This window comes from Pseudomonas sp. LPB0260 (genome assembly GCF_013388395.1).
Genome location: NZ_CP058247.1, coordinates 3,549,825 through 3,575,167 on the forward strand (window position 1 = coordinate 3,549,825; position 25,343 = coordinate 3,575,167).

19 protein-coding genes are annotated in these 25,343 nt (G+C 67.1%); 8 read left to right on the forward strand and 11 right to left on the reverse strand.

Annotated elements, in window-relative coordinates:
• Positions 1-87 precede the first annotated feature (87 nt).
• The gene (locus LPB260_RS16005; protein ID WP_208706809.1) at positions 88-690 is read left to right on the forward strand and encodes a DJ-1/PfpI family protein; all 603 of its coding nucleotides are present in this window, start codon (positions 88-90) and stop codon (positions 688-690) included.
• A gap of 89 nt (positions 691-779) precedes the next feature.
• Here LPB260_RS16005 and LPB260_RS16010 read toward each other — a convergent pair whose 3' ends face one another.
• The 11 genes from LPB260_RS16010 to LPB260_RS16060 form a co-directional block, all read right to left on the reverse strand.
• Positions 780-1,082, reverse strand: coding sequence for a chorismate mutase (locus tag LPB260_RS16010; RefSeq protein ID WP_208706810.1), 303 nt, complete (start codon positions 1,080-1,082; stop codon positions 780-782).
• 77 nt (positions 1,083-1,159) lie between these two features.
• Positions 1,160-2,011 (reverse strand): GNAT family N-acetyltransferase, encoded by an 852-nt coding sequence (locus tag LPB260_RS16015; RefSeq protein ID WP_208706811.1) that lies wholly within the window; start codon positions 2,009-2,011, stop codon positions 1,160-1,162.
• A gap of 164 nt (positions 2,012-2,175) precedes the next feature.
• A complete protein-coding gene (locus LPB260_RS16020; RefSeq protein WP_208706812.1) occupies positions 2,176-4,131 on the reverse strand; it encodes an acetoacetate--CoA ligase in 1,956 nt (651 codons plus the stop codon).
• Between the two features lie 222 nt (positions 4,132-4,353).
• Positions 4,354-5,256 carry a hydroxymethylglutaryl-CoA lyase gene (locus tag LPB260_RS16025; protein WP_208706813.1) on the reverse strand — a complete coding sequence of 301 codons (903 nt, stop codon included), beginning with the start codon at positions 5,254-5,256 and terminating at the stop codon, positions 4,354-4,356.
• A gap of 139 nt (positions 5,257-5,395) precedes the next feature.
• Positions 5,396-7,354, reverse strand: a complete 1,959-nt coding sequence (locus tag LPB260_RS16030) for an acetyl/propionyl/methylcrotonyl-CoA carboxylase subunit alpha (protein WP_208706814.1) — start codon at positions 7,352-7,354, stop codon at positions 5,396-5,398.
• Positions 7,351-8,151, reverse strand: coding sequence for a gamma-carboxygeranoyl-CoA hydratase (locus tag LPB260_RS16035; protein WP_208706815.1), 801 nt, complete (start codon positions 8,149-8,151; stop codon positions 7,351-7,353). Before LPB260_RS16035 ends, LPB260_RS16030 begins: the two co-directional genes overlap by 4 nt.
• A 63-nt stretch (positions 8,152-8,214) precedes the next feature.
• Positions 8,215-9,822, reverse strand: a complete 1,608-nt coding sequence (locus tag LPB260_RS16040) for a carboxyl transferase domain-containing protein (protein ID WP_208706816.1) — start codon at positions 9,820-9,822, stop codon at positions 8,215-8,217.
• Between the two features lie 83 nt (positions 9,823-9,905).
• Positions 9,906-11,069, reverse strand: coding sequence for an isovaleryl-CoA dehydrogenase (locus LPB260_RS16045; RefSeq protein WP_208706817.1), 1,164 nt, complete (start codon positions 11,067-11,069; stop codon positions 9,906-9,908).
• Positions 11,070-11,098: 29 nt separating this feature from the next.
• A complete protein-coding gene (locus LPB260_RS16050; protein WP_208706818.1) occupies positions 11,099-11,497 on the reverse strand; it encodes a MerR family DNA-binding transcriptional regulator in 399 nt (132 codons plus the stop codon).
• Between the two features lie 275 nt (positions 11,498-11,772).
• Positions 11,773-13,488, reverse strand: coding sequence for a S8 family peptidase (locus LPB260_RS16055; RefSeq protein ID WP_218281495.1), 1,716 nt, complete (start codon positions 13,486-13,488; stop codon positions 11,773-11,775).
• Between the two features lie 517 nt (positions 13,489-14,005).
• A complete protein-coding gene (locus LPB260_RS16060; RefSeq protein ID WP_218281496.1) occupies positions 14,006-15,637 on the reverse strand; it encodes a S8 family peptidase in 1,632 nt (543 codons plus the stop codon).
• A 650-nt stretch (positions 15,638-16,287) separates the two neighbouring features.
• Here LPB260_RS16060 and LPB260_RS16065 point away from each other — a divergent pair.
• The 7 genes from LPB260_RS16065 to LPB260_RS16095 all read left to right on the forward strand — a co-directional run bounded on the left by LPB260_RS16065 (position 16,288) and on the right by LPB260_RS16095 (position 25,341).
• The gene (locus LPB260_RS16065) at positions 16,288-17,967 is read left to right on the forward strand and encodes an AMP-binding protein (protein WP_208706820.1); all 1,680 of its coding nucleotides are present in this window, start codon (positions 16,288-16,290) and stop codon (positions 17,965-17,967) included.
• 22 nt (positions 17,968-17,989) lie between these two features.
• Complete coding sequence (locus tag LPB260_RS16070) at positions 17,990-19,024, forward strand: AraC family transcriptional regulator (protein WP_208706821.1); 1,035 nt, start codon at positions 17,990-17,992, stop codon at positions 19,022-19,024.
• Positions 19,025-19,136: 112 nt separating this feature from the next.
• On the forward strand, positions 19,137-20,786 hold the full coding sequence (locus tag LPB260_RS16075; RefSeq protein WP_208706822.1) for an acyl-CoA synthetase: 1,650 nt from the start codon (positions 19,137-19,139) through the stop codon (positions 20,784-20,786).
• A 16-nt stretch (positions 20,787-20,802) separates the two neighbouring features.
• Positions 20,803-21,570, forward strand: coding sequence for a 3-hydroxyacyl-CoA dehydrogenase (locus tag LPB260_RS16080; RefSeq protein ID WP_208706823.1), 768 nt, complete (start codon positions 20,803-20,805; stop codon positions 21,568-21,570).
• A 70-nt stretch (positions 21,571-21,640) separates the two neighbouring features.
• A complete protein-coding gene (locus LPB260_RS16085) occupies positions 21,641-22,834 on the forward strand; it encodes an acetyl-CoA C-acyltransferase (RefSeq protein WP_208706824.1) in 1,194 nt (397 codons plus the stop codon).
• A gap of 14 nt (positions 22,835-22,848) precedes the next feature.
• On the forward strand, positions 22,849-23,976 hold the full coding sequence (locus LPB260_RS16090; protein WP_208706825.1) for an acyl-CoA dehydrogenase family protein: 1,128 nt from the start codon (positions 22,849-22,851) through the stop codon (positions 23,974-23,976).
• 279 nt (positions 23,977-24,255) lie between these two features.
• On the forward strand, positions 24,256-25,341 hold the full coding sequence (locus LPB260_RS16095; protein ID WP_208709993.1) for a gluconokinase, GntK/IdnK-type: 1,086 nt from the start codon (positions 24,256-24,258) through the stop codon (positions 25,339-25,341).
• The last annotated feature ends 2 nt before the right edge of the window (positions 25,342-25,343 follow it).

Sequence of the window (25,343 nt, forward strand, 5' to 3'; positions counted from 1 at the left end):
CAGCGCAACTGTAGGTAACGCCGGGCGCCGCGACGGCTTATGTTGCATTTCCGCGCCGATGGCGCTGTGCCGAACGGGAGCGATGATATGCAGATTGCCGTACTTACATTCGAGGGCTTCAACGAACTGGACTCCTTTATCGCTGCGGGTCTGCTCAATCGCTTGAGTGCGCGCGGCTGGCAGGCGCAGATCACCTGTCCAGGCGAGCAGGCCACCTCGATGAACGGGGTGCAGGTGCGGGCCCAGCAGGCCCTGGAGTTCGCCAACCAGGCGGATGTCGTGCTGTTTGGCAGCGGCATCCAGACCCGGGCGATTGCCGAGGACCGGACGATTCTCGAGCGCTTGCAACTCGACCCCAGCCGCCAGTTGATCGGTGCGCAGTGCTCGGGCGCCTTGCTGATGGCCAAGCTGGGGCTGCTGGATAACCTGCCGGCCTGCACCGACCTGACCAGCAAACCCTGGGTGGTGGAGGCGGGCGTACAGGTGCTGGATCAACCCTTCTTTGCCCAGGGGCATCTGGCGACCGCTGGCGGCTGCCTGTCGGCGCCCTATCTGGCCGCCTGGGTCATTGCCAAGCTGGCCGGCGAAGAAGCTTGTGCCGAGGCGCTGCATTACGTAGCGCCAGTCGGCGAGAAACAGCGCTTCGTCGAGCGGGCGCTGGCGGTGGTGCGTCCGTATCTGCAGGGGTAGCTGACGGTGCTGCTGCGAACTGGATTCGCGGCAACCCTTGTGAGTGAAGTCCTGCTCCGTCGTTTGTTGCCGGGCACGACCGGGTTGGCTCAGGGACGCTGAGCGGTCAGCGCCGAATGCTCGGAGAGTTCAAGCTGGATAAAGGCGTTGATCATCGCCCGGTATACCGCTTCACTGACGTCCGGGTTGGCGCCCAGTTCCTCGGCCAGCCTGCGTACGCCAGCGATGACCTGTTCGACCCGCTGCCCATCACGGACCTCTTCGGTATTGCGCTTGAAGCCCGCGGCATGGCTGACGAATCTGCCGCGCTCGGCCAGCAGGGTGACCAGTTGGCGGTCGATTCGGTCGATATTGGCCCGCACTTGGGCGAGCGATTGGCATTGAGCGTCCATGTTCCGGTGTTCTCCTGATGGTGATTCGCCTGGCGATCCGGCCCACGGCACGCAAGACGGATCGGCCGCCGCCCAGCCTAGCCGAGCTCAAAGGTGGTAACGCCGAACAAGCGCTCCAATGGCAAGGCGGGGGCCTGGCCTCGATACATGCGCGCGGTCTCGAATACGACGCTCATGGCGTGGCGCTGCGCCATGTCGAGGGCGGGGCGATTGACCGCCGGAACATCCAGGAAGATGGGTTCACCCGCTGGGGCCGCGCCCTTGAGCGCGACGAACAGGCACTCGGCCAGGGCCGGGCTATCGGCGAACAGCGGGCCTACCTTGTAGCCCTCGCGGCAGGGGCGCAGCACGCCGTAGCCGGCCAGTCTGTCGTCCTGGCGAATAGCCAATGCCTGGTGCTCGGGTTGACTGATCCAGCAGCGAAGAAAGGCCGCGCGCCCCTCGGGAAAGTAGGGCTGATCATAGGCGAGCAACTCGTCGAAGGGCAGGGCGGCCAAGAGCACGGTCGGCGCTGCTGGCTGCCGGTCACCAGCAGCGTGGCCGCGGAAGCGGATATTGCGATGGGCCAGGGTGAATCCCGACTTGGCATAGTTGCCCTGCTGCGCAACGACGCCGTCCAGGCCGATGGTGCGCCCCGCGAGATAGGCCAGGCCGGCATTCCAGATCTGCATTCCGTAGCCGCGGCCGCGGTATTCGGGCTTGACGATGTAGAAGCCGAGGAAACCGAAGCGTTCGCCGTATTTCACCACCGAAAGCACCGAGATCGGTTGATCATCGAGCAAGCCGATCAGGAAACCGCCCGGGTCGGCGGCGTGGAAGCAATCTGCATCGTGGCGGCCGGGGTTCCAGCCTTCCGCCGCGGCCCAGGCGACGGCGATGTCCAGTTCCGCTCGGCGCATGGTCCTGATGAGGTAGCGAGGCTTCTGCATGCGTCTGGCCCAGCAATCAGCGGCAAAGCTGCCTGTAGCTCGACGCTAGGCGATCTTTGCAACGCTGTCTATTGCTGGGCCTGGGCAGCGGACTGGCGGCATGACCTCGGCGTCGACGACAACAAGCACGGGCGAGCCGGGCTCCCTGTCGCAGGCCGGGTCGCTCAGCCGCGCAGTTCGGGCAGGTCCCGGTACAGTTCCAGCGCCTGCGGGTTGGCCAGGGCATCGGTGTTCTTCACCGGCTTGCCGTGCACCACGTTGCGCACCGCCAGTTCGACGATCTTGCCGCTGATGGTGCGCGGTATGTCGGCCACGGCGATGATCTTGGCCGGCACATGACGTGGCGTGGTGTTGGCGCGGATCACCTGGCGGATGCGTGCCTGCAGCTCGTCGCTCAGCGACACGCCTTCACGCAGGCGCACGAACAGCACCACGCGCACGTCGTCGTCCCATTCCTGGCCGATGGCGATGGATTCCAGCACCTCTTCGACCTTCTCCACCTGGCGGTAGATCTCGGCCGTGCCGATGCGCACGCCGCCCGGATTGAGCACCGCGTCGGAGCGGCCGTGGATCACCAGGCCACCGTGCTCGGTCTCCTCTGCGTAGTCGCCGTGGGCCCAGATGCCGGGGAAGGTCTCGAAGTAGGCGGCGCGGAACTTGGCGCCGTCTGCGTCGTTCCAGAAGCCCACCGGCATGGAGGTGAAGTGCCGGGCGCAGACCAGCTCGCCCTTTTCACCGAGGATCGGCTGGCCGGCGTCGTTCCACACCTGCACATCCATGCCCAGGCCCTTGCACTGCAACTCGCCGCGCCACACCGGCAATACCGGGTTGCCGAGGGCGAAGCAGGAGACGATGTCGGTGCCGCCGGAGATCGATGACAGGCACAGGTCCTGTTTGATCTCGCGGTAGACGTACTCGAAGCTCTCGTGGGACAGCGGCGAGCCGGTCGAGAGGATGGCCTTGAGGCGGCGCAGCCGGTGGCTGCTGCCCGGCCGGGCGCCGGCCTTCTCCAGGGCCGCGAGGTACTTGGCGCTGGTGCCGAAGATGCTGATGTCCTCCGCGTCGATCAGGTCGATCAGGCGTTCGGCGCCCGGGTGGAAGGGCGAGCCGTCGAACAGCACCAGGGTGGCGCCCAGGGCCAGGCCGGAAACCAGCCAGTTCCACATCATCCAGCCGCAGGTGGTGTAGTAGAACAGGCAGTCATCGTCGTGCAGGTCGGTGTGCAGCCCCAGCTCCTTGACGTGCTGCAGCAGCACGCCGCCGGTGCCGTGGACGATGCACTTGGGCACGCCGGTGGTGCCGCTGGAGTAGAGGATGTACAGCGGATGATCGAAGGGCACCGGGGTGAAGCGCGGCTCGCCGCCGGCCTGGTAGAAGTCGTCCCACAGGGCCACCTTGGCGCCGGTGGTGAAGTCCTCGACCTTGGCCTGCTGCCGCGAGTAGGGCACGACGATCAGCTGCTGCAGCGACGGCAGGCGCTCGAGTATCTCGTTGAGCTTGCCGGTCAGGTCGAGGTTCTTGCCGGCGTAACGGTAGCCGGCGGCGGCGATCAGCACCTTGGGCTCGATCTGGCCGAAGCGGTCGATCACCCCCTGGGTGCCAAAGTCCGGCGAACAGCTCGACCAGGTAGCGCCCAGGCTGGTGGCGGCGAGCATGCCGACCACCGTCTGCCAGGTGTTGGGCATAAAGGCCGCGACCCGGTCGCCGACGCCAACCCCGGCGGCCTCGAGGCTTCGCTGCAGGCCGGCGACATGGGCGGCCAACTCAAGGTAGCTCAGTTGCTCGCGGGAGCCGTCCTCGCCGATGGCGACCAGCGCCGGCTGGGCATCGCGGCGACGCAGCAGGTGCTCGGCGAAGTTCAGCGTGGCTCCGGGAAACCAGTGGGCGCTGGGCATGGCCGGGCCTTCCTGCAGCACGGCGTGGGGCTGCTGGCTGAAGCGAATCTCGAAGAAGTCGACGATGGCCTGCCAGAAGGCTTCGCGCTGCTCGACGCTCCAGGCATGCAGCGCCGGGTAGTCGGCGAGCTCGAGGCCGTGGCGCTGGTTGACGAAGCGGCGGAAGGCGTCCATCCGGGTGGCGGCAATGCGCTCGGCCGAAGGGGCCCACAGGGGTTGTTGCATGACGACTCCTCATCTTCATTCGTGTTGTGCCAGGCCATCGAACCTGACCGATGGCACGCTAGCCTAGCGCTCGCCGCGGGCCTTGAACGGCAGCGACCCTTTTTGCGAGGCTGCCGACCTGGGCCCCGCTGTAGAGCCTTTGCACCGGGCGGATTGCCTCTGCGCCGTGTCAGGCGCTGGCGCTTTACAGTCCGTAAAGCATGGCTGACACCTCTGGCCTGATCAGGCGCCGCCCAGGCGTGCCCTGGCCACCCGTGAACCGTTTTCCCTTCCGAGTACCGTGCAGATGCGCTGGCCGGCGGCGATCAGCCTGTCCAGATCGACGTCGGTGGCGATGCCCAGGCCGTCGAGCAGGTAGAGCACATCCTCGCTGGCGACATTGCCGCTGGCGCCCTTGGCGTAGGGGCAACCGCCGAGACCCGCGACCGAGCTGTCGAACACGCTGACGCCCTCCAGCAGGCTGGCATAGATGTTCGCCAGGGCCTGGCCGTAGGTGTCGTGGAAGTGACCGGCCAGGCGGTCACGGGGAATATCCCGGCCAACCACCTCGATCAGGCGGCGGGTATCGCCGGCGGTACCGGTGCCGATGGTGTCGCCCAAGGACACCTCGTAGCAGCCCATGGCAAACAGATCACTGGCCACGCGGGCGACCTGCTCGGGGGCGATGAAACCGTCATAGGGGCAGCCGAGCACGCAGGAGACATAGCCACGCACGCGGACGCCGTGCTGCTGGGCCGCCTCCAGCAGCGGCAGGAAGCGCTGCAGACTCTCGCCGATCGAGCAGTTGATGTTCTTCTGCGAGAAGGACTCGCTCGCCGCGGCGAACACCGCCACCTCCTTGACCCCGGCCTCCAGGGCCGCTTCGAAGCCCTTCATGTTGGGCGTCAGCGCGGCATAGGTGACACCCGGGCGCTGCTGGATGCCGGCGAACACCTCTCGGCTTCCGGCCATCTGCGGCACCCACTTGGGCGAGACGAAGCTTCCGACCTCGATATAACCCAGGCCGGCGGCGGACAGGTCGTCGACCAGGCGCACCTTGTCGGCGATGCTGATCGGCTGCTTCTCGTTCTGCAGACCGTCGCGGGGGCCGACTTCGACCAGGCGGACGTGGGTAGGCAGACTCATCGGGATTCCTCCGTGGGGTGCGCTACGCGCACCGCTTCTTTCCTCATGGTGCGCATGGCGCACCCTACAGGCTCAAGGGAGCCCCCGTAGGGTGCGCTACGCGCACCGCTTTCTTTCCTCATGGTGCGCATGGCGCACCCTACGGGCTCTGTTCTTCCAACTCCACCAGCAGGGTGCCTTCGGCTACCATCTGGCCTTCGCCGCAATACAACGCCTTGACCGTACCGGCGTGGGGCGCGCGGATGCTGTGCTCCATCTTCATGGCCTCCAGTACCACCAGGGCCGCACCGGCCTCGACGACCTGGCCGGCCTCGACCAGCACCCGCACGATGCTGCCGTTCATCGGTGCGGTCAGGCCACCATGCTGGCTGTGGCTGGCTTCGACTTCGGCGATCGGATCGACGCGGCTGACGGTGCGCAGCTCGCCATGAAATTCCAGGTACAGGGTGTCGCCACGACGAATTGCCAGGTGACTGCGGCGCTGGCCATCCCGTTCGACCACCAGCTGCTCGCCGCGCAGTTGCGCCGCAGACGGCGCGCTGTGGCGCAGGCGCACCACCTGGCGTTCGCCGCCGCAGGCCAGGTGCAGGTCGGTTTCCGCCGGCAGGCCGGCGCGCCAGCCACTGGTGGCGCTCCAGGGCGAGTGATAGTCCTCGTGCTTGCGCCGCACCGGCTCGCTTTGGCTGAAGGCTTCGGCCGCCAGTTGCCAGAATTCGGCGGGCAGGGCGCCGGCCTCGGGTAGCAGCTGCTGCTGGTGGCGGGGGATAAAGCCGGTATCCAGCTCGGCGTCGGCGAAGGCCGGATGGGCCAACACGCGGCGCAGGAAGGCCAGGTTGGTCCTGACCCCGCCGACGGCGGTCTCGTCGAGCATCGCCAGCAGGCGCAGGCGCGCCTCCTCGCGGTTGTCGCCCCAGGCGATCAGCTTGCCGAGCATGGGGTCGTAGAAGGGCGACACCTCATCGCCTTCGGCCACGCCGCTGTCGACCCTGCGGCCCTCGCCGGCACTGGCTTCACGGTACAGCGCCAGGGTGCCGGTGGAGGGCAGGAAGTCGTGGTCCGGGTCCTCGGCGTACAGGCGCACCTCGATGGCGTGACCGATCAGCGGCACCTGCTCCTGGCTCAGCGGCAGCGCTTCGCCGCGGGCCACGCGGATCTGCCAGGCGACCAGATCGAGGCCGGTGATGGCCTCGGTCACCGGGTGCTCCACTTGGAGTCTTGTATTCATCTCCATGAAGAAGAAATCGCCGCGCTCGTCCAGCAGGAACTCCACGGTGCCGGCGCCGACATAGCCGATGGCCTGGGCGGCCTTGACCGCCGCCTCGCCCATTGCGCGGCGCAGCTCGGGTGACAGCCCCGGGGCCGGGGCCTCCTCGACCACCTTCTGGTGGCGGCGCTGGATCGAGCAGTCGCGCTCGTTGAGGTACAGGCAGTGGCCGTGCCGGTCGGCGAACACCTGGATCTCCACGTGGCGCGGCTTGAGCACGTACTTCTCCACCAGCATGCGCGCGTCGCCGAACGACGATTGTGCCTCGCGCTGGGCGCTGGCCAGGGCCTCGGCCAAATCGGCCTCGCGCTCGACCACCTTCATGCCCTTGCCGCCACCGCCGGCGGCGGCCTTGAGCAGCACCGGATAGCCGATCACCTCGGCGGCGGCGCGGAAGGTCTCCAGGTCCTGGGCCTCGCCGTGGTAGCCGGGCACCAGCGGCACGCCGGCGGCCTCCATCAGGGCCTTGGCGGCGGACTTGCTGCCCATGGCGTCGATGGCGGAGGCGGGCGGGCCGAGGAAGAGCAGGCCGGCCTGCTCGATGGCGCGGGCGAAGCCGGCGTTCTCCGAGAGGAAGCCGTAGCCCGGGTGGATGGCCTGGGCGCCGCTGGCCTTGGCCGCCGCTATCAGGGCGTCGATGCGCAGGTAGCTGTCGGCGGGCTTGGCGCCGCCCAGGTCGATGGCGATGTCCGCCTCGCGCACGTGGCGGGCTTCACGGTCGATGGCGCTGTGCACCGCCACGGTCTTGATGCCCATGGCTTTGGCGGTGCGCATCACCCGGCAGGCGATCTCGCCGCGGTTGGCCACCAGCAGGGTGTCGATATGGCTGCTCATGCTTGTTGCTCCTGCCAGCTGGGTTGGCGTTTGTCGAGGAAGGCACGCAGCCCCTCCTGGCCCTCGGCGCTGACGCGGATGCGGGCGATGGCGTTCTCGGTGTAGCGGCGCAGTGCCGGGGTCAGCGTGCCGCTGCCCACTTCGCGCAGCAGGCCCTTGGTCGCCTGCATGGCCTGGGGGCTGTTCTGCAGCAGGTTGCCGACCCAGTCGGCGCAGGCCTGCTCCAGTTCCCCGGCCGCATAGCACTCGGCCAGCAGCCCCAGCTCGCGGGCCCGCTCGCCGCCGAAACGCTCGGCGGTCAGGGCGTAGCGCCGCGCGGCGCGTTCGCCGATGGCCTGTACCACGAAGGGGCTGATCACCGCCGGGGCCAGGCCGATGCGCACCTCGGACAGGCTGAACAGCGCGTCCGTGGCGCCGATGGCCATGTCGCAGCAACTCACCAGGCCGACGGCACCGCCGAAGGCCGCGCCCTGGACCACCGCCAGGGTGGGGATGGGTAGCTTGTGCAGGTTGTACATCAGCTCGGCCAGTTCGCGGGCATCATTGAGGTTGGCGTTATAGTCGAGCGCTGCCGACTCCTGCATCCAGGCCAGGTCGGCACCAGCGGAGAAGTGCTTGCCGCGGCCGCGCAGCAGCAGAAAGCGCAGGCTCTTGTCGGCCTGCACCGCATCCAGGGCGAGGATCAGTTCGCGGATCATCTGCGCGTTGAAGGCGTTGTTCTTCTCCGGGCGGTTGAGCCACAGGGTGGCGACGCCGCGCGGGTCTGTTTCCAGTTGTACGGTAGTGAAATCGGTCATGGTCGGCTCGGTAGGGTGCGCCATGCGCACCGATACGTTGATCACTGGTGCGCACGGCGCACCCTACATACGAAACACGCCGAACTGGCTCGGCTCGATCGGCGCGTTGAGCGCGGCGGACAACGCCAGGCCGAGCACCTCGCGGGTCTGCGCCGGGTCGATGACGCCGTCGTCCCACAGCCGCGCGCTGGAGTAGTAGGGGTGGCCCTGGCGCTCGTACTGCTCGAGGATCGGCTGCTTGAGCTTGGCCTCGTCCTCGGCGGAGAAGGCGTGGCCGGCGCGCGCTGCCTGTTCGTGCTTGACCTGCACCAGCACGCCGGCGGCCTGTTCGGCGCCCATCACGCCGATTCGCGCATTCGGCCACATCCACAGGAAGCGCGGGTCGTAGGCGCGCCCGCACATGCCGTAGTTACCGGCGCCGAAGCTGCCGCCGATGATCACGGTGAACTTCGGCACCTTGGCGCAGGCCACCGCGTTGACCAGCTTGGCGCCATGTTTCGCAATCCCTCCCGCTTCATATTTCTGCCCGACCATAAAACCGGTGATGTTCTGCAGGAACAGCAGGGGAATGCCGCGCTGGCAGGCCAACTCGATGAAATGCGCGCCTTTTTGCGCCGATTCGGCGAACAAAATCCCATTGTTGGCGAGGATCGCCACCGGGTAGCCGTGCAGGTGGGCGAAGCCGCAGACCAGGGTGGCGCCGAACAGCGCCTTGAACTCGTCGAACAGCGAGCCGTCGACCAGCCGCGCGATCACCTCGCGCACGTCGAAGGGCTGCTTGGCGTCCGCCGGAATGATTCCGTACAGCTCCTCGGCGTCGTACAGCGGGGCGATCGGCTCGCGGTTGTTGAGCACGCCCTGCTTGCGCCAGTTGAGGTTGGCGATGCTGCGCCGGGCCAGGGCCAGGGCGTGCTCGTCGTTGTCGGCATAGTGGTCGGCCACACCGCTGGTCTTGCAGTGCACGTCGGCGCCGCCGAGGTCCTCGGCGCTGACCACCTCGCCGGTGGCGGCCTTCACCAACGGCGGGCCGGCGAGGAAGATGGTGGCCTGGTTGCGCACCATGATGGCCTCGTCGGCCATGGCCGGCACGTAGGCGCCGCCGGCGGTGCAGGAGCCCATGACCACGGCGATCTGCGGGATGCCCATGGCGGACATGTTGGCCTGGTTGAAGAAGATCCGCCCGAAGTGCTCGCGGTCGGGGAACACCTCGTCCTGACGCGGCAGGTTGGCGCCGCCGGAGTCCACCAGGTAGATGCAGGGCAGGCGGTTCTGCTGGGCGATGGCCTGGGCGCGCAGGTGCTTCTTCACGGTCAGCGGGTAGTAGCTGCCGCCCTTCACCGTGGCGTCGTTGGCCACGATCATGCACTCGACGCCTTCGACCCGGCCGATGCCGGCGATCACGCCGGCGGCCGGCACGTCCTCGCCGTACACCTCGTGGGCGGCCAGTTGGCCGATCTCGAGGAAGGGCGAACCGAGGTCGAGCAGGCGGTTGATGCGCTCGCGCGGCAGCAACTTGCCGCGCGAGGTATGGCGGTGCTGGGCCTTCTCGCCGCCGCCTTCGTGGATGCGCGCCAGCAGGCTGCGCAGGGCGCTCACCTGCTCGAGCATCGCCGCGCTGTTGGCGGCGAACTCCGGTGAACGGGTATTGATCTGGCTATGCAGGATGGTCATGTGCGCTTCCTGTAGGGTGCGCCGTGCGCACCGTTGCCCTGGTTGCGGTGCGCGCGGCCTCGCGGCCGCGCACACCCTACGGGTCACTTGGTCTCGTTGAACAGCTCGCGGCCGATCAGCATGCGGCGGATCTCGCTGGTGCCGGCGCCGATCTCGTAGAGCTTGGCGTCGCGCAGCAGGCGGCCGGTGGGGAACTCGTTGATGTAGCCGTTGCCGCCGAGGATCTGGATCGCCTCCAGGGCCATCTGGGTGGCGCGCTCGGCGCTGTAGAGGATCACCCCGGCGGCATCCTTGCGGGTGGTCTCGCCGCGGTCGCAGGCCTGGGCCACGGCATAGAGGTAGGCGCGGCTGGCGTTGAGCTGGGTGTACATGTCGGCGACCTTGCCCTGGATCAGCTGGAACTCGCCGATGCTCTGGCCGAACTGCTTGCGGTCGTGGATATAGGGCACCACCACGTCCAGGCAGGCCTGCATGATGCCGATCGGACCGCCGGCCAGGACCACGCGCTCGTAGTCCAGGCCGCTCATCAGCACCTTCACGCCGCCATTCTCCACGCCGAGGATGTTCTCCTCCGGCACCTCGACGTCATCGAAGAACAGCTCGCAGGTGTTGGAGCCGCGCATGCCCAGCTTGTCGAACTTGTTGCCGCGGGAAAAACCCTTCCAGTCGCGCTCGACGATGAAGGCGGTGATGCCGTGGGCGCCCTTGTCCAGGTCGGTCTTGGCGTAGATCACGTAGGTGTTGGCGTCCGGACCGTTGGTGATCCAGGTCTTGCTGCCGTTGAGCACGAAGCGGTCACCACGGCGCTCGGCGCGCAGTTTCATCGACACCACGTCGGAACCGGCGTTGGGTTCGCTCATGGCCAGGGCGCCGACGTGCTCGCCGCTGATCAGCTTGGGCAGGTATTTCGCCTTCTGCTCGGCGCTGCCATTGCGGTTGATCTGGTTGACGCACAGGTTGGAGTGGGCGCCGTAGGACAGGCCGACCGAGGCCGAGGCGCGGCTGATCTCCTCGATTGCCACCACGTGAGCCAGGTACCCCAGCCCCGCGCCACCGTACTCCTCGGACACGGTGACGCCGAGCAGGCCCATGTCACCGAACTTCTTCCACATGTCCGCGGGGAACAGGTTGTCGCTGTCGATGGCGGCGGCGCGCGGCGCCAGTTCGGCGGCGACGAAGGCCTGGACCTGCTCGCGCAGCATGTCGATGGTTTCGCCGAGGGCGAAGTTGAGGGACGGATAGCTCATGGTTCCACCTGTAATTGTTAGCTTTAAGTTCAGGAGTTAACGCTTTGTTTTTTATCTGTTTCAGCCAGCGCGATAAGACAGCGCTCCTCGGCTGTATCCAATTCCAGCTGCATTTGTTGAATATCCAGCAGCTGCTGCTGCAGCTGGGCACGGCGCTCGGCGATCTTGTCCATGAAGGTCTCCAGCTGCTTGCGATTGCCGTGGCTCGGGTCGTACAGCTCGATCAGTTCCTTGCACTCGGCCAGGGAGAAACCGATGCGCTTGCCACGCAGGATCAGCTTGAGGGTGACCTTGTCCTTGGCACTGTAGATGCGCTCCTGGCCACGCCGCTCGGGGCTGAGCATGCCTTGCTCCTCGTAGAAGCGAATGGCGCGGGTGGTGATGTCCAGCTCGCGGGCCAGGTCGGAGATGCTGTAGGGCGCTGCCATGACGGGGTCTCGGTGTTTTACCTTTACGTTAACGTAAAGCTGGCGGCGAATTTAGTCAACGGCGAGATCGACGAAAGACCGTCTTTGTTCTGCGCACGCTTGCAGTGGGGAGAAATGGCGGCGGATCGAGCCGGTGCCGGCGCGCGGCTGGCCGGCTGCGCTCACCACACGGGGCAGTCAAGCGCCGCCGAGAGGAGATAGACAAAACCAGGGCAAAGGCCCTGGTTCTGGCCGAGGTCCGTCCAGCATATGCGACGGAGAAATGCGCGGTTGTATCAGTAACTCGCCTTCAGGCTGACGCCGGAGTAGCTCGCGGAGCCGCTCACCACCACGTAGTAAGTGCCGGCCTGCGGGTTATTGAACGTGCAGCTTTCGTTGTTGTTGCTGCGCCGTGGGCGGCAGTCGTAGCTGGTTGCGGTCGGTTCGGCGCCGAATCGCACGTAGAGGTCGGCATTGCCGGAACCGCCGTACATGGAAACCAGCAGACGACTGACCCCGGCCGGTACCGTGATGCGGTAGCTCTTCATCGAGCGCCTGCTGCCCGACAAGCCCGTGATCGGCGTGCCGTTGAACAGGGTGTCCTGGTTGACGACAGGTGGGCCGGCCTGCCTATCAAGGGCCGCCCGCGCATCCACCAGTCCACTGCCGCAGCCTTCGGCGCAGGCGACCGGCAATGCCCGGGCGCTACTCTTGAGGTTGCTTTCCACCTGCGCCGGCAACTGCGGTGACGCCGCTTGCATCAGCGCGACCACCCCGGCGACATGGGGCGCGGCCATGGAGGTGCCGCTGTAGTACGCATAAGAGGCGCTGCCCGGCGTGGTGGTGCCGCTATTGAGGGTGGAGAGGATGCTCGAGCCGGGGGCGGCGATATCCACCACCGCACCGTAGTTGGAGAAGCTCGCCCGTGCTCCGCTGCGGGTGGTCGCGGCCACGGTGATGACGTTGTTGCAGTTGGCGGGGGTAAAGTTGGCCGCATCCAGATTGCTGTTGCCTGCCGCCACCACCACCGTGGTGCCGCGGCCGACCGCGCTGTTGATGGCGTTCTGCGTGGTCAGGCTGCAGCTGCCTGTGCCGCCGAGGCTCATGTTGATGACCTGGGCCGGGGTGCTGGTGATAGGAATGCCGCTGACGCTGCCGCCGGAGGCCCAGATGATGCCGTCGGCGATATCCGAGGTGTAGCCACCGCAGGTGCCGAGCACCCGTACCGGCATGATCTTGGCGTTATAGGCCACACCGGCTACGCCTTCCGTGTTGTTGGTGAGGGCCGCTACCGTGCCGGCGACGTGGGTGCCATGCCAGCTGGAGTTGCGCGGAGTACCGCACTGGCCGCTGGTCCAGTCGCCCGGATCGCTGGGGTCGGCATCCCGGCCGTTGCCGTCGTTGGCGACAGCGGGGTCGGCGATCATGTCGTAGCCGGCGACCAGGTTACCGATCAGGTCCGGGTGACCGGTGATACCGGTGTCCAGCACGGCGACCACCGCGCCACTGCCGGTGGAGCGATCCCAGGCGGTCGGCAGGTTGATGCCGCCGGTGGGCTCGTAATAGTGCCACTGCTCGTTGTAGCGCGAATCGTTCGGGGTGAAGACCGGCTGCAGCAGCGCATCCACTTCGACGTATTCGACGTTGGGGTTGGCTGCCAGCTCCTGCAGCAGTGCGGCGGCCTCCGCGCGAGCGAGCTTGCGCGCCGACCTGATGACATCGGCACCAACCGCGGTGCGCCGCACATGGGCGACAGTCACGCCGCGCCGCTGACCGGCCTGACTCAGCGCCTGGGCGCGCAGGCTGCTGTTGGCCAGTTCGCTGCTGCCGCTGCGGTACTTGACGATGAAACGGTCGTAGCTCTTGCCTTCCTTGAGCATGCTGGTGTTGATGCGCGCGCCGCCAGTATCCGGCGCGGAGTAGGCCATGGGCGCGGCGATGGCCAGCGCGCAGGCGACTGCCAGCGCATGGGCACGCAGCGGCCGATTGGTACGAGTATGAGTAGAAGACACGTTTGCAACCCCCGATGATATGGGAACCGGGCCGCCAAGCACGGCCCAGCTAAAGGGAACTACTGCAGAGTGCTTCCAGCGCTTGCAGGCCTGCCCGGCTCGCGGTTGGGCGATACCGGACGCTGGCGAAATCCAGGGTCCAGCTCCTTGCTGGCGGACTGCTCGTCCTTGTGCGGGCATGACGGTTTCCGGCCGTCACGATCCTTCCACCTCCGGTCCTGCGCCCATCATCAGGGCGCGGCCGCTCGGCGCCGTCTACTCGACCGGGTGTGTGCCCGGACAAGCAATCGCGGATGCGGCGAACTATGGAAGTGCTCGGGCTATCGGCATAGCGGCGGATATCTGGACTGCGATTGCCTTCACATTGCGACGAACGGCCGCTGACCAACGGTATCGGCGCGTGGCGGGCCCATGCGAACCGCCGTTGGCACATGAACAAGCGGGAGCTGGCAGGCGGCCGGACGTGCTGAAAAAAGCCCCCGCGCTGGGCGGGGGCAAAGCTCGCCGTCGAAGGGGACTAGTAGCGGGCCACCAGGCTGGCACCGGAGTAGCTGGTGTAGCCGCGCACCATCACGTGGTAGGTGCCCGCCTGCGGGTTGCTGAAGCTGCAGGCCTCGTTATTGCCGTCGAGGTAGGGGCGGCAGTCGTAGCTGCTGGTGGTAGGGGCCGAACCGAAGCGCACATAGAGATCGGCATCGCCACTGCCGCCGGACAGGGTGAAGCTCAGGCTGCTGACGCCGGCCGGTACCGTGATGCTGTAGGTCTTGCTGGACCCCTTGCTGCCGGACAGACCGCTGATCGGCTGGCCATTGAATAGGCTGTCCTGGTTGACCGGCGGGCTGCCGAGTTGGACATCGACCGCGGCGCGGGCATCGACGATGCCCGTGCCGCAACCTTCGCTGCAGGTGCCGGGCAATGGTCGGGTGCTGCTCTTCAGATTGCTTTCCACCTGCGCCGGGGTCTTCGGCGTAGCCGCCTGCATCAGGGCGACCACCCCGGCGACGTGTGGCGCGGCCATGGACGTGCCGTTGTAGGCGGCATAGCTGGCGCTGCCCGGTGTGGTGGAGCCGCTGTTGAGGGTGGAGAGGATGCCCGAGCCCGGGGCGGCGACATCGACCACCGAGCCGTAGTTGGAAAAGCTCGACCTGGAGCCGCTGCGGGTGGTGGCCGCAACCGTGATGACGTTGTTGCAGTTGGCCGGATTGAAGTTGGCGGCATTGGCGTTGCTGTTGCCCGCCGCCACCACCACCGTGCTGCCGCGGCCGACCGCGCTGTTGATGGCGTTCTGCGTGGTCATGCTGCAACTGCCGCTGCCACCCAGGCTCATGTTGATCACCTTGGCCGGGGTGCTGGTCGTCGGTACACCGCTGACGCTGCCACCGGAGGCCCAGACGATGCCATCGGCGATGTCCGAGGTGTAGCCTCCGCAGGTGCCGAGCACCCGCACCGGCATGATCTTGGCGTTGTACGCCACCCCGGCCACCCCCAGGCCGTTGTTGGTGACCGCGGCCACGGTGCCGGCCACGTGGGTGCCGTGCCAGCTGGAATCGCTGGGCGTACCGCATTGGCCGGTGGTCCAGTCGCCCGGATCGCTCGGGTCGGCATCGCGGCCGTTGCCGTCGTTGGCGACCGTGGTATCGGAGATCATGTCGTAGCCGGCGATCACGTTGGCGTTGAGGTCAGGGTGATTGGTGATGCCGGTGTCCAGCACCGCGACCACCACGCCACTGCCGGTGGAGCGGTCCCAGGCGGTGGGAGCGTTGATCCCGGCGGTGGCCTCGAAGTAGTGCCATTGCTCGTTGTAGCGCGAGTCGTTCGGGGTCAGGACCGGCTTGAGCAGGGCATCGACCTCGACGTACTCGACGTTGGGGTTGGCGGCGATCTGCTGCATCAGGGCTTCGGCGCCGGCGCGGTCGAGCTTGCGCGCCGACTTGATCACGTCGGCGCCGACCGCGGTGCGCCGCAGGTGGCCGACGCCCAGGCCCTGCAGCATGCCGGCCTCGTTAAGCGCCTGGGTCCGCATGCTGCTGCTGGCCAGCTCGCTGCTGCCGCTGCGGTACTTGACGATGAAGCGGTCGTAGCTCTGGCCGTCCTTGAGCATGCTGGTGTTGATACGGGCAGCGCCGGTATCCGGTGCGGCGACGGCCATGGGTGCTGCCATCACCAGTGCGCAAGCGGTAGCCAGCGCATGATTGCGAAATGCACGGGTAGTGCGAGTGCGGATAGGAGTCACGTTTGCATATCCCCTGTAGTGAGGTGGGTAACGCGGCCGCGGATTACGACCGTGTTGGTTCCTGACCAAATAGGGATGTTCTGCAGCGTGCTTGTGGCGCCTGCAGAGTCCGGTTCGGCTCCTGCCGTGACCAGACTCTCGCGAATGCGAGGGCTCTCGCCCTCGTCTGCGGACTGCACATCCCTGTGTACGCCCGAGGTTTGTTGTCGCCTCGTGGTCCTTTCACTTCCTGGTGTTGCTGGTGTTGCCATACTCAGTTGCCTGGTACCACCAGACCCGCGTCGATTGTCTTGTCCAACTGGCTTGGAAAGGCGCGCGATGCAGGCTTGAAGCACTATGGTCCCAGTTGCGCTGATCAGCATAGCCCCGATTCATTGGAGTGCTAGCGTGGTCACGCTCTGGTTGCGTAAGCGTCAGAGTAGTGGTCGCTCTTCATGCGGCATTCGACAAAAAGATTATGGACAGGCAGCAGTGGCTTGCTTACGTTAACGTCAACGTAAATTTGCGGCGACGACAAAACCGTCTGCGGCTAGCCAGAATCCATGACAACTACAAGAAGGGAAGCTATGAACCATCTCAGCTACACCCGCGGCCCCCAGGACAAGCCGCTGCTGACCATGACCATAGGCCAGGCCTTCGATGCCACGGTGGCGCGCTTCGCCGAGAGCGAAGCCCTGGTAGTGCGTCACCAGCGCCTGCGTTACAGCTGGGCCGAGTTGGCCGAGCAGGTCGAATGCTGCGCCAGTGCCCTGCTGGCACTGGGCGTGCAGCAGGGCGAACGAGTGGGTATCTGGGCGCCCAACTGCGCCGAGTGGTGCATCACCCAGTTCGCCACGGCCAAGGTCGGGGCGGTTCTGGTCAACATCAACCCAGCCTACCGCGGCAGCGAGCTGGAGTACGCCCTGAAGCAGTCCGGTTGCGCCTGGCTGATCTGCGCCGACGCCTTCAAGACCTCCGACTACCACGCCATGCTGGTGGCGCTGCTACCGGAACTGGCCAGCAGCCAGCCGGGTACCCTGCGCAGCGCAAGGCTGCCGCGGCTGCGCGGGGTGATCAGCCTGGCGCGCCAGGCGCCGGCGGGTTTCCTCTGCTGGCATGAGCTGGCGGGCCTGGCCGCGGAGGTCGCCCCAGAACAGCTGGCCGAGCGCCAGGCGCTGCTGCAGTTCGATGAGCCGATCAATATCCAGTACACCTCCGGCACCACCGGCTCGCCCAAGGGCGCGACCCTGAGCCACTACAACATCCTCAACAACGGCTACATGGTCGGCGAGAGTCTGGGCCTGAGTGAACGGGACCGCCTGGTGATCCCGGTGCCGCTGTATCACTGTTTCGGCATGGTGATGGGCAACCTCGGCTGCCTGACCCATGGCAGCACCATGATCTACCCGGCGCCGAGCTTCGAGCCCGAGGCCACCCTGCTGGCGGTGGCCGAGGAACGTGCCACCATCCTGTACGGGGTGCCGACCATGTTCATCGCCGCGCTGGATCATCCACGCCGCGCGGAGTTCGACCTGTCCAGCCTGCGTAGCGGGATCATGGCCGGCGCCACCTGCCCGATCGAGGTGATGCGCCGGGTGATCGACGATCTGCACATGGGCGAGGTGCAGATCGCCTACGGCATGACCGAGACCAGCCCGGTGTCGCTGCAGACCGCCGCCGACGACGAGCTGGAGCTGCGGGTGACCAGCGTCGGCCGCACCCAGCCGCAGCTGGAGAGCAAGATAGTCGACGCCGAGGGGCGCATCCTGCCCCGGGGCGAGACCGGCGAGCTGTGCACCCGCGGCTACAGCGTGATGCTTGGCTATTGGGACAACCCCCAGGCTACGGCCGAGGCCATAGATCCGGGGCGCTGGATGCACAGCGGCGATCTGGCAGTGATGGACGAGCAGGGCTACGTGCGAATCGTCGGGCGCAGCAAGGACATGATCATTCGCGGCGGCGAAAACATCTATCCGCGAGAGGTCGAGGAGTTCCTCTTCAGCCATCCGGCGGTGGCGGACGTGCAGGTGATCGGTGTGCCGGACGAGAAGTACGGCGAGGAGATCGCCGCCTGGGTCCAGCTGCACCCCGGCCATGTCTGCGATGCGGAGGCCCTGCGGGCCTACTGCAAGGCCAATATCGCCCACTTCAAAGTGCCGCGCTATTTCAAGTTCGTCGATGCCTTCCCCATGACGGTGACCGGAAAGGTGCAGAAGTTCCGCATGCGCGAGCAGATGCTGGCGGAACTGGGGCAGGCGGCGCCCTGATGCGGCAGGGCGCGGGGGCAGCATGACCGACGCAACGGTCGAGAAGGGCACCATCTCCGTCAGGCTGGTGGGTGAGGCCCTGCGCGAATGGCAGGCGCGGGGCCTGGACGCCGGTGGTTTGCTGGTCGGGGCCGGCATCGCGGCAGAACTGCTCGGCAAGGGTAACGCGCGGGTGCCCGCCCAGGCTTATGCACGGCTGTGGCGGGCGCTGGCACAGGCGATGGATGACGAGTTCTTCGGCATGAACCCGCGGCGGATGAAGGTCGGTAGTTTCGCTTTCATGGCCAAGGCAGCGTTGCGCGAGCCGACCCTCGGAACGGCCCTGGACAGCGCCCTGGCCTTCCTGCGGTTGGTCTTAGAGGGTTTTGCCCCGCGTCTGGAACGCCAGGGCGGAATGGCGGCCATCGTCATCGAGGAGGCGCCGGGGCAGGGCAGCCGGGCCTTCGCCTGTTTCACCCTGTGGATGATCGTGCATGGCCTGGCCTGCTGGCTGGCCGGAAGGCGCATCCCGATCCTGGCGGCCGAGCTGCGTTGTTCGGCGCCGGACTATATCGGCGACTACCGGGTGATGTTCACCACTAACCTGCGCTTCGGTCGGCCCCACAGCCGCCTGCTGTTCAACGCCGAATGCCTGGCGCAACCGGTGCGCCGCAGCGAGCGCGAGCTCAGGCGTTTCCTCGCCGGGGCGCCGGCCAATATCCTGGTGCGCTACCGTGACCCGCAGAGTCACGGCGCGCGAATCAAGGCCTACCTGCGCGACCTCAAGGCCGAACGCTGGCCGGATTTCGAGGCATTGTCCGCCCATTTCTACATGGCGCCCTCGACCCTGAGGCGCAAGCTGGCACTAGAGGGCCAGTCCTACCAGGGGCTCAAGGACCATGTACGCCGTGACCTGGCCATCGCCCGCCTGGACGGCGGCGCCGGCAACTTTGCCGAGCTGGCTTTCGAGCTCGGGTTCGCCGATGCCAGTGCCTTCTACAAGGCGTTCAAGAAATGGACCGGCACCACACCGGGGCAGTATCGCGCGCTGATGCACCCGGAGGCGCCCTCGGCCTGAGCCGGGTTGTCCAAACCGCTCAGTCAGGTTGACGCCTGTCGACATTGCCGCCAGGGCGCGCGCCTCCGACTATTGGCGGTACTCCAAAGAACAACAACCGGGAGTTACCCCGATGCGCGATTACCTGACCGCCGCCCGCGAGTTCGATTATCCGACTGCCGTAGCCACGACCCTCTCGGGGTCGCTGGATGCACTCAATGCCTGCGTCGAATGCTGTGACCGGCATGCCGTGCCCGGGCGCATCGCCCTGTTCTGGGAGGGCCGCGAGGGTGACAGCGCGCGCTACAGTTTCTGCGAATTGAAAGAGCAAGCCGCGCGCTTCGCCAACTTCCTCCAGGCCCAAGGCGTGCGCCCCGGCGACTGCGTGGCCGGGTTGTTGCCGCGTACCGTCGAGCTGCTGATCACGGTGCTCGGTACCTGGCGCCTGGGCGCGGTGTATCAGCCGTTGTTCACCGCCTTCGGGCCCAAGGCCATCGAACACCGGGTGCAGAGTTCCGGCGCCAGACTGGTGGTGACCGACGCGGCCAACCGCGCCAAGCTCGATGAGGTGCAGGGCGTGCCAATGATCGTCACGGTCGCCGGCGCTCGGGATCAGGACATCCAGAGCGGCGAGTTCAGCTTCTGGGAGGAGCTGGAGCGCCATTCGAGCGAATTCGAACCGGTCATGCGCAGCGCCGAAGACCCCTTCCTGATGATGTTCACCTCCGGCACCACCGGCCTGGCCAAGCCCGTGCCGGTGCCGCTCAAGGCGATCCTGGCGTTCGTCGGCTATCTGCGCGACGCCGTGGACCTGCGCGAGGACGATGCGTTCTGGAACCTGGCCGATCCGGGCTGGGCCTATGGCCTGTACTACGCGGTGACCGGCCCCTTGGCCATGGGCCACGCCACGACCTTCTACGAAGGTTCGTTCAGCGTGGAGAGCACCTGCCGGATCATCCGCAAGTACGGCATCACCAATCTGGCAGGCTCACCCACAGCCTATCGCCTGCTGCTGGCGGCCAAGGAACAGGTCGAAGCGCAACTCAAGGGCCGCCTGCGTGCGGTAAGCAGCGCAGGCGAGCCCTTGACCCCGGAGGTGATCCGCTGGTTCGAAGGCGGCCTGGGCACCACCATCCATGACCACTACGGCCAGACCGAACTGGGCATGGTGCTGTGCAACCATCATGCACTGGCCCACCCGGTGCGCGTCGGCGCCGCCGGCTTCGCCATACCCGGCCATCGGGTGGTGGTGCTGGACGAGCAGCAGCGCGAACTGCCGGCAGGGCAGCCCGGCATCCTCGCCGTCGACCGGCCGCGCTCGCCACTGTTCTGGTTTCCGGGTTACCAGGGCCTGCCGACCAAGGCCTTCGTCGGCGACTACTACCTGAGCGGCGACACCGTGGAGCTGAACGAGGACGGTAGCATCAGTTTCGTCGGCCGTAGCGATGACGTGATCACCACCTCCGGCTACCGGGTCGGCCCCTTCGATGTGGAGAGCGCGCTGATCGAGCACCCGGCGGTGATCGAGGCTGCCGTGATCGGCAAGCCGGACCCGGAACGCACCGAGCTGGTCAAGGCCTTCGTCGTGCTGCACGGCCAGTACCGCGCCGAGGCTGCACTGGCCGAAGAACTGCAGCAGCATGTGCGCAGACGCCTGTCGGCCCATGCCTACCCCCGTGAGGTGGCGTTCGTCGACGAACTGCCGAAGACCCCCAGCGGCAAGATCCAGCGCTTTCTCCTGCGCAACCAGGAGATCGCCAAGGCCCAGGCGGCCGCCCATTGAATAAGGAGTCGAAAGCATGCGTATCGAAGACCGAGTGTTTCTGCTGACTGGCGCCAGCTCCGGGCTGGGCCTGGCCACCGCCCGTGAGCTGGTGGCCCAGGGCGGCAAGGTCGTCCTCGCCGACATCAACGCTGAGGCCGGCGCGGCGCGGGCCGAGGAACTGGGCGGCAATGCCCGCTTCGTGCCGACCGATATCACCCGCGAGGACGACGGCCGTCGCGCAGTGGCCGCCGCCGTCGAGGCCTTCGGTGGCCTGCACGGGCTGGTCAACTGCGCCGGCATCGCCCCGGCGGAGAAGGTCCTGGGACGCAACGGCGCCCACGGCCTGGAGAGCTTCAATCGGGTCATTCAGGTCAACCTGGTCGGCAGTTTCAACATGCTGCGCCTGGCCGCCGAGGCCATGGCCCGGGGCGAGGTGAACGAGGAGGGCGAGCGCGGGGTGATCGTCAACACCGCCTCGGTGGCCGCCTTCGACGGGCAGATGGGCCAGGCCGCCTATGCCGCCTCCAAGGGCGGGGTGGCGGCCATGACGCTGCCGGCGGCGCGGGATCTGGCGCGCTCGGGGATCCGCGTGATGTGCATCGCCCCGGGCATCTTCGAGACGCCGATGATGGCCGGCATGCCCCAGGAGGTGCGCGACTCCCTGGCCGCCAACGTGCCGTTCCCGCCACGCCTGGGCCGCCCGGACGAGTACGCCGCGCTGGTGTGTCACATCATCGAGAACTCCATGCTCAACGGCGAGGTCATCCGCCTGGATGGCGCCCTGCGCATGGCGGCCAAGTAACGTTGTCAAAAGAATGGGCAGCGCGGATCCCATCCGGGCCGCCCGGAATCGGCTTAAGAGGTACAGCGACATGAACAGGCAATCCGATCCGGTGGTAATCGTCAGCGCCGCGCGCACGCCAATGGGCGGCTTTCTCGGCGAGCTCAAGGAGGTCAGCGCCGCCGAGCTGGGCGCCGCGGCGATCTGCGCCAGCCTGGAACGCGCCGGGCTGGCGGCCGATGCCGTGCAGGAAGTGATCATGGGCTGCGTGCTGCAGGCCGGCCAGGGCCAGGCGCCGGCGCGCCAGGCGGCCCTCGGTGCGGGCCTGGACCAGGGCACGCCGTGCTCGACGGTGAACAAGATGTGCGGTTCGGGCATGAAGGCGGCGATGCTCGGCCATGACCTGTTGCTGGCCGGCAGTGCCGAAGTGGTGGTCGTCGGCGGCATGGAGAGCATGTCGAACGCCCCCTACCTGCTGGAGCGGGCGCGCGGCGGCTACCGCATGGGCCACGGCCGGGTGCTCGACCACATGTTCCTCGATGGCCTGGAGGACGCCTACGACAAGGGCCGCCTGATGGGCACCTTCGCCGAGGACTGCGCCGAGGCCTACGGCTTCAGCCGCGAGCAGCAGGATGCCTTCGCCATCGCCTCGCTGACCCGCGCGCAGAAGGCCATGAGCGAAGGGCGCTTCAAGGACGAGATTGTCGCAGTGGAGGCCAGGGTAGGGCGCGAACTGCGCAGCATCGTCAGCGACGAGCAGCCGCCCAAGGCTCGCCCGGACAAGATCCCCAGCCTCAAGCCGGCCTTCCGCGAGGGCGGCACGGTGACGGCGGCCAACGCCAGCTCGATCTCCGATGGCGCCGCGGCGCTGCTGCTGATGCGCCTGTCCGAGGCGCAGAAACGCGGCCTCACGCCGCTGGCGGCGATCCGTGGCCACGCCAGCTTCGCCCATGCGCCCAAGCTGTTCGCCACCGCCCCGGTCGGCGCCCTGCAGCGCCTGATGAACCGCACCGGCTGGACGCTGGCCGAAGTCGACCTGTTCGAGATCAACGAGGCCTTCGCCGTGGTGCCGATGGCGGCCATGCACGACCTGGACATTCCCCACGACAAGCTCAATGTGCATGGCGGCGCCTGCGCCCTCGGCCACCCGATTGGCGCCTCCGGGGCGCGGGTGCTGGTGACCCTGCTCAACGCCCTGCGCCAGCACGACCTCAAGCGCGGCGTCGCCTCGCTGTGCATCGGCGGTGGCGAGGCCACGGCCATGGCCATCGAACTGCTGAACTGAACCGGGAGAGCCCCATGATTCCTGCTGAACAAGAGCTGCTGATCCGCGACATGGCCCGCCAGTTCGCCCAGGAGCGGCTCAAGCCGTTCGCCGCCGAATGGGATCGGGAGCACCGTTTCCCGGCCGAGGCCCTGAAGGAAATGGGCGAGCTGGGCTTCATGGGCATGCTGGTCCCGGAGGAGTGGGGCGGTGCCCAGACCGGCCATCTGGCCTACGCCATGGCCCTGGAGGAAATCGCCGCCGGCGACGGTGCCTGCTCGACCATCATGAGCGTGCACAACTCGGTGGGCTGCATGCCGATCCTCAAATTCGGCAGCGAGGCGCAGAAGCAGCGCTTCCTCCGGCCCCTGGCCGAAGGCAGGATGCTCGGCGCCTTCGCCCTCACCGAGCCCCAGGCCGGCTCCGACGCCAGCAGCCTGAAGACCCGCGCCCGGCGCGACGGCGACCACTACGTGCTCAATGGCAGCAAGCAGTTCATCACCTCCGGCAGCCATGCCGGCATGGTCATCGTGTTTGCCGTGACCGATCCGCAAGCGGGCAAGAAGGGCATCAGCGCCTTTATCGTGCCCACCGACACCCCCGGCTACTCGGTGGTGCGGGTCGAAGAGAAGCTCGGCCAGCACGCCTCGGACACCTGCCAGATCCAGTTCGACGACCTGCGCATTCCCGTCAGCCTGCGCCTGGGCGAGGAGGGCGAGGGCTACCGCATCGCCCTGTCCAACCTCGAGGGCGGGCGCATCGGCATCGCGTCCCAGGCCGTGGGCATGGCCCGCGCGGCCTTCGAGGCCGCGCGCGACTATGCCCACGAACGCGAGGCCTTCGGCAAGCCGATCATCGAACACCAGGCGGTGGCCTTTCGCCTGGCCGACATGGCCACCGAGATCGCCGTGGCACGGCAGATGGTCCACCACGCAGCCAGCCTGCGCGAGGCCGGCCTGGCCTGCCTGAACGAGGCCTCGATGGCCAAGCTGTTCGCCTCGGAGATGGCCGAGCGGGTCTGCTCGGCAGCCATCCAGACCCTCGGCGGCTACGGCTACCTCAAGGACTTCCCGGTCGAGCGCATCTACCGCGACGTGCGCGTGTGCCAGATCTACGAAGGCACCAGCGACGTCCAGCGCCTGGTCATCGCGCGCAGCCTCTGAGGCTTCGCTTAGGGCGCGCGCTGACAGGGCTGGTGCGCATAGCGCACCCTACGATGAGCCGGACTCACTCCGGTCCGGCGCTCCCTCCTGCTTGGCCAGAGTAGGGTGCGCCGCGCGCACCTGGGCGATATCAGGTCAAAATCAAGGTTGTCGAACGATCCTGATAGCGCTAACATCCGGCCAAACAAAACGACGCCACACCGATGGCGCCCCGGAGAATCCATGACTACTTGCCTCCCTGCCCATGGCCTCGTGCCGGCTGACCGCACCCTGGTGGTGATGGGCGTCAGCGGTTCGGGCAAGAGCGACATCAGCCAGGCCGTCGCCACCGCACTTGGCTGGCGGCACATCGAGGCCGATCGCTTCCACCCCCGCGAAAACGTCGAGCGCATGAGCGCCGGCATCCCCCTGAGCGACGCCGACCGGGTGCACTGGCTGGACGCGCTGATCGCCGAGATGCAGGCCGCCCAGGCCGCTGGCGAGGGCTTCGTGCTGGCCTGCTCGGCGCTCAAGCTCAGCTACCGTGAGCGCCTGCGCGCCGCCGTACCGGGCCTGCGTTTCGCCCACCTGCATATCGATCACACCACCGCCCTGCAGCGCGTGGGGGGGCGTCCCGGTCACTTCATGCCGACCTCCCTGGTCGACAGCCAGTTCGCCACCCTGGAAGCGCCGGACGGCGAGCCAGGTGTGTTGACCGTCGACGGCACCCAGAGCCGCGCCGACGTGGTTGAGCAGGTATGCACCTGGGTGCGCCAAAGCTCCACGGAGGCGGAAATGGCCGAACGGGTGGACCTTTCCGCGCAGGAATTTGATAGCGCTATCAATGGCGGCGGCGTACACCTGACGGGCACGCCGATCTACCGGGGTGGCCTGGCGCGCCTGTTCGACCGCCTGACCGATGGCCTGATGGCCGTGTTGATGGGCTTCATGGTGCTGGTGGTGTTCAGCAACGTGGTGCTGCGCTATGCCTTCGACTCCGGCTGGTCCGGCGCCGAGGAGTTGTCGCGCCTGGCCTTCGTCTGGCTGGTGTTCGTCGGAGTGGCCTCGAGCATGCGCCGCGGCGAGCTGATGAGCTTTTCCATGATTCGCGACCGCTTTCCCAAGGCCGCGCGATTGCTGGTCGACTCGGCCAGCTGGCTGCTGGTGGCCGCCGCCAGCGCCCTGGCGAGCTGGGGCGCCTGGCAGCAGTTGCAGTTCGGCTGGAGCATCAACAGCCCGGTGGTCGGCTACCCCCTGGCCCTGGCGATGCTGCCGGTGCTGGCCTGCATGGCGGTATTGACGCTGCTGGCCCTGGTGCAGCTGGTCAACCTCTGGCGCAGCCCCGATGAAGCGGCCTCCTCGCTGGCCAATGTGACGGTCGACTGAGC

What these genes read in the sequence shown, in the direction of transcription:
- LPB260_RS16070 (WP_208706821.1), top strand. Translation starts at nt 17,990, where the DNA reads ATGACCGACGCAACGGTCGAGAAGGGCACCATCTCCGTCAGGCTGGTG.
- LPB260_RS16040 (WP_208706816.1), bottom strand. Translation starts at nt 9,822, where the DNA reads ATGACCATCCTGCATAGCCAGATCAATACCCGTTCACCGGAGTTCGCC.
- LPB260_RS16060 (WP_218281496.1), bottom strand. Translation starts at nt 15,637, where the DNA reads ATGGCCGTCGCCGCACCGGATACCGGCGCTGCCCGTATCAACACCAGC.
- LPB260_RS16030 (WP_208706814.1), bottom strand. Translation starts at nt 7,354, where the DNA reads ATGAGCAGCCATATCGACACCCTGCTGGTGGCCAACCGCGGCGAGATC.
- LPB260_RS16080 (WP_208706823.1), top strand. Translation starts at nt 20,803, where the DNA reads ATGCGTATCGAAGACCGAGTGTTTCTGCTGACTGGCGCCAGCTCCGGG.
- LPB260_RS16010 (WP_208706810.1), bottom strand. Translation starts at nt 1,082, where the DNA reads ATGGACGCTCAATGCCAATCGCTCGCCCAAGTGCGGGCCAATATCGAC.
- LPB260_RS16065 (WP_208706820.1), top strand. Translation starts at nt 16,288, where the DNA reads ATGAACCATCTCAGCTACACCCGCGGCCCCCAGGACAAGCCGCTGCTG.
- LPB260_RS16020 (WP_208706812.1), bottom strand. Translation starts at nt 4,131, where the DNA reads ATGCAACAACCCCTGTGGGCCCCTTCGGCCGAGCGCATTGCCGCCACC.
- LPB260_RS16045 (WP_208706817.1), bottom strand. Translation starts at nt 11,069, where the DNA reads ATGAGCTATCCGTCCCTCAACTTCGCCCTCGGCGAAACCATCGACATG.
- LPB260_RS16085 (WP_208706824.1), top strand. Translation starts at nt 21,641, where the DNA reads ATGAACAGGCAATCCGATCCGGTGGTAATCGTCAGCGCCGCGCGCACG.
- LPB260_RS16035 (WP_208706815.1), bottom strand. Translation starts at nt 8,151, where the DNA reads ATGACCGATTTCACTACCGTACAACTGGAAACAGACCCGCGCGGCGTC.
- LPB260_RS16095 (WP_208709993.1), top strand. Translation starts at nt 24,256, where the DNA reads ATGGGCGTCAGCGGTTCGGGCAAGAGCGACATCAGCCAGGCCGTCGCC.
- LPB260_RS16005 (WP_208706809.1), top strand. Translation starts at nt 88, where the DNA reads ATGCAGATTGCCGTACTTACATTCGAGGGCTTCAACGAACTGGACTCC.
- LPB260_RS16015 (WP_208706811.1), bottom strand. Translation starts at nt 2,011, where the DNA reads ATGCAGAAGCCTCGCTACCTCATCAGGACCATGCGCCGAGCGGAACTG.
- LPB260_RS16090 (WP_208706825.1), top strand. Translation starts at nt 22,849, where the DNA reads ATGATTCCTGCTGAACAAGAGCTGCTGATCCGCGACATGGCCCGCCAG.
- LPB260_RS16050 (WP_208706818.1), bottom strand. Translation starts at nt 11,497, where the DNA reads ATGGCAGCGCCCTACAGCATCTCCGACCTGGCCCGCGAGCTGGACATC.
- LPB260_RS16025 (WP_208706813.1), bottom strand. Translation starts at nt 5,256, where the DNA reads ATGAGTCTGCCTACCCACGTCCGCCTGGTCGAAGTCGGCCCCCGCGAC.
- LPB260_RS16075 (WP_208706822.1), top strand. Translation starts at nt 19,137, where the DNA reads ATGCGCGATTACCTGACCGCCGCCCGCGAGTTCGATTATCCGACTGCC.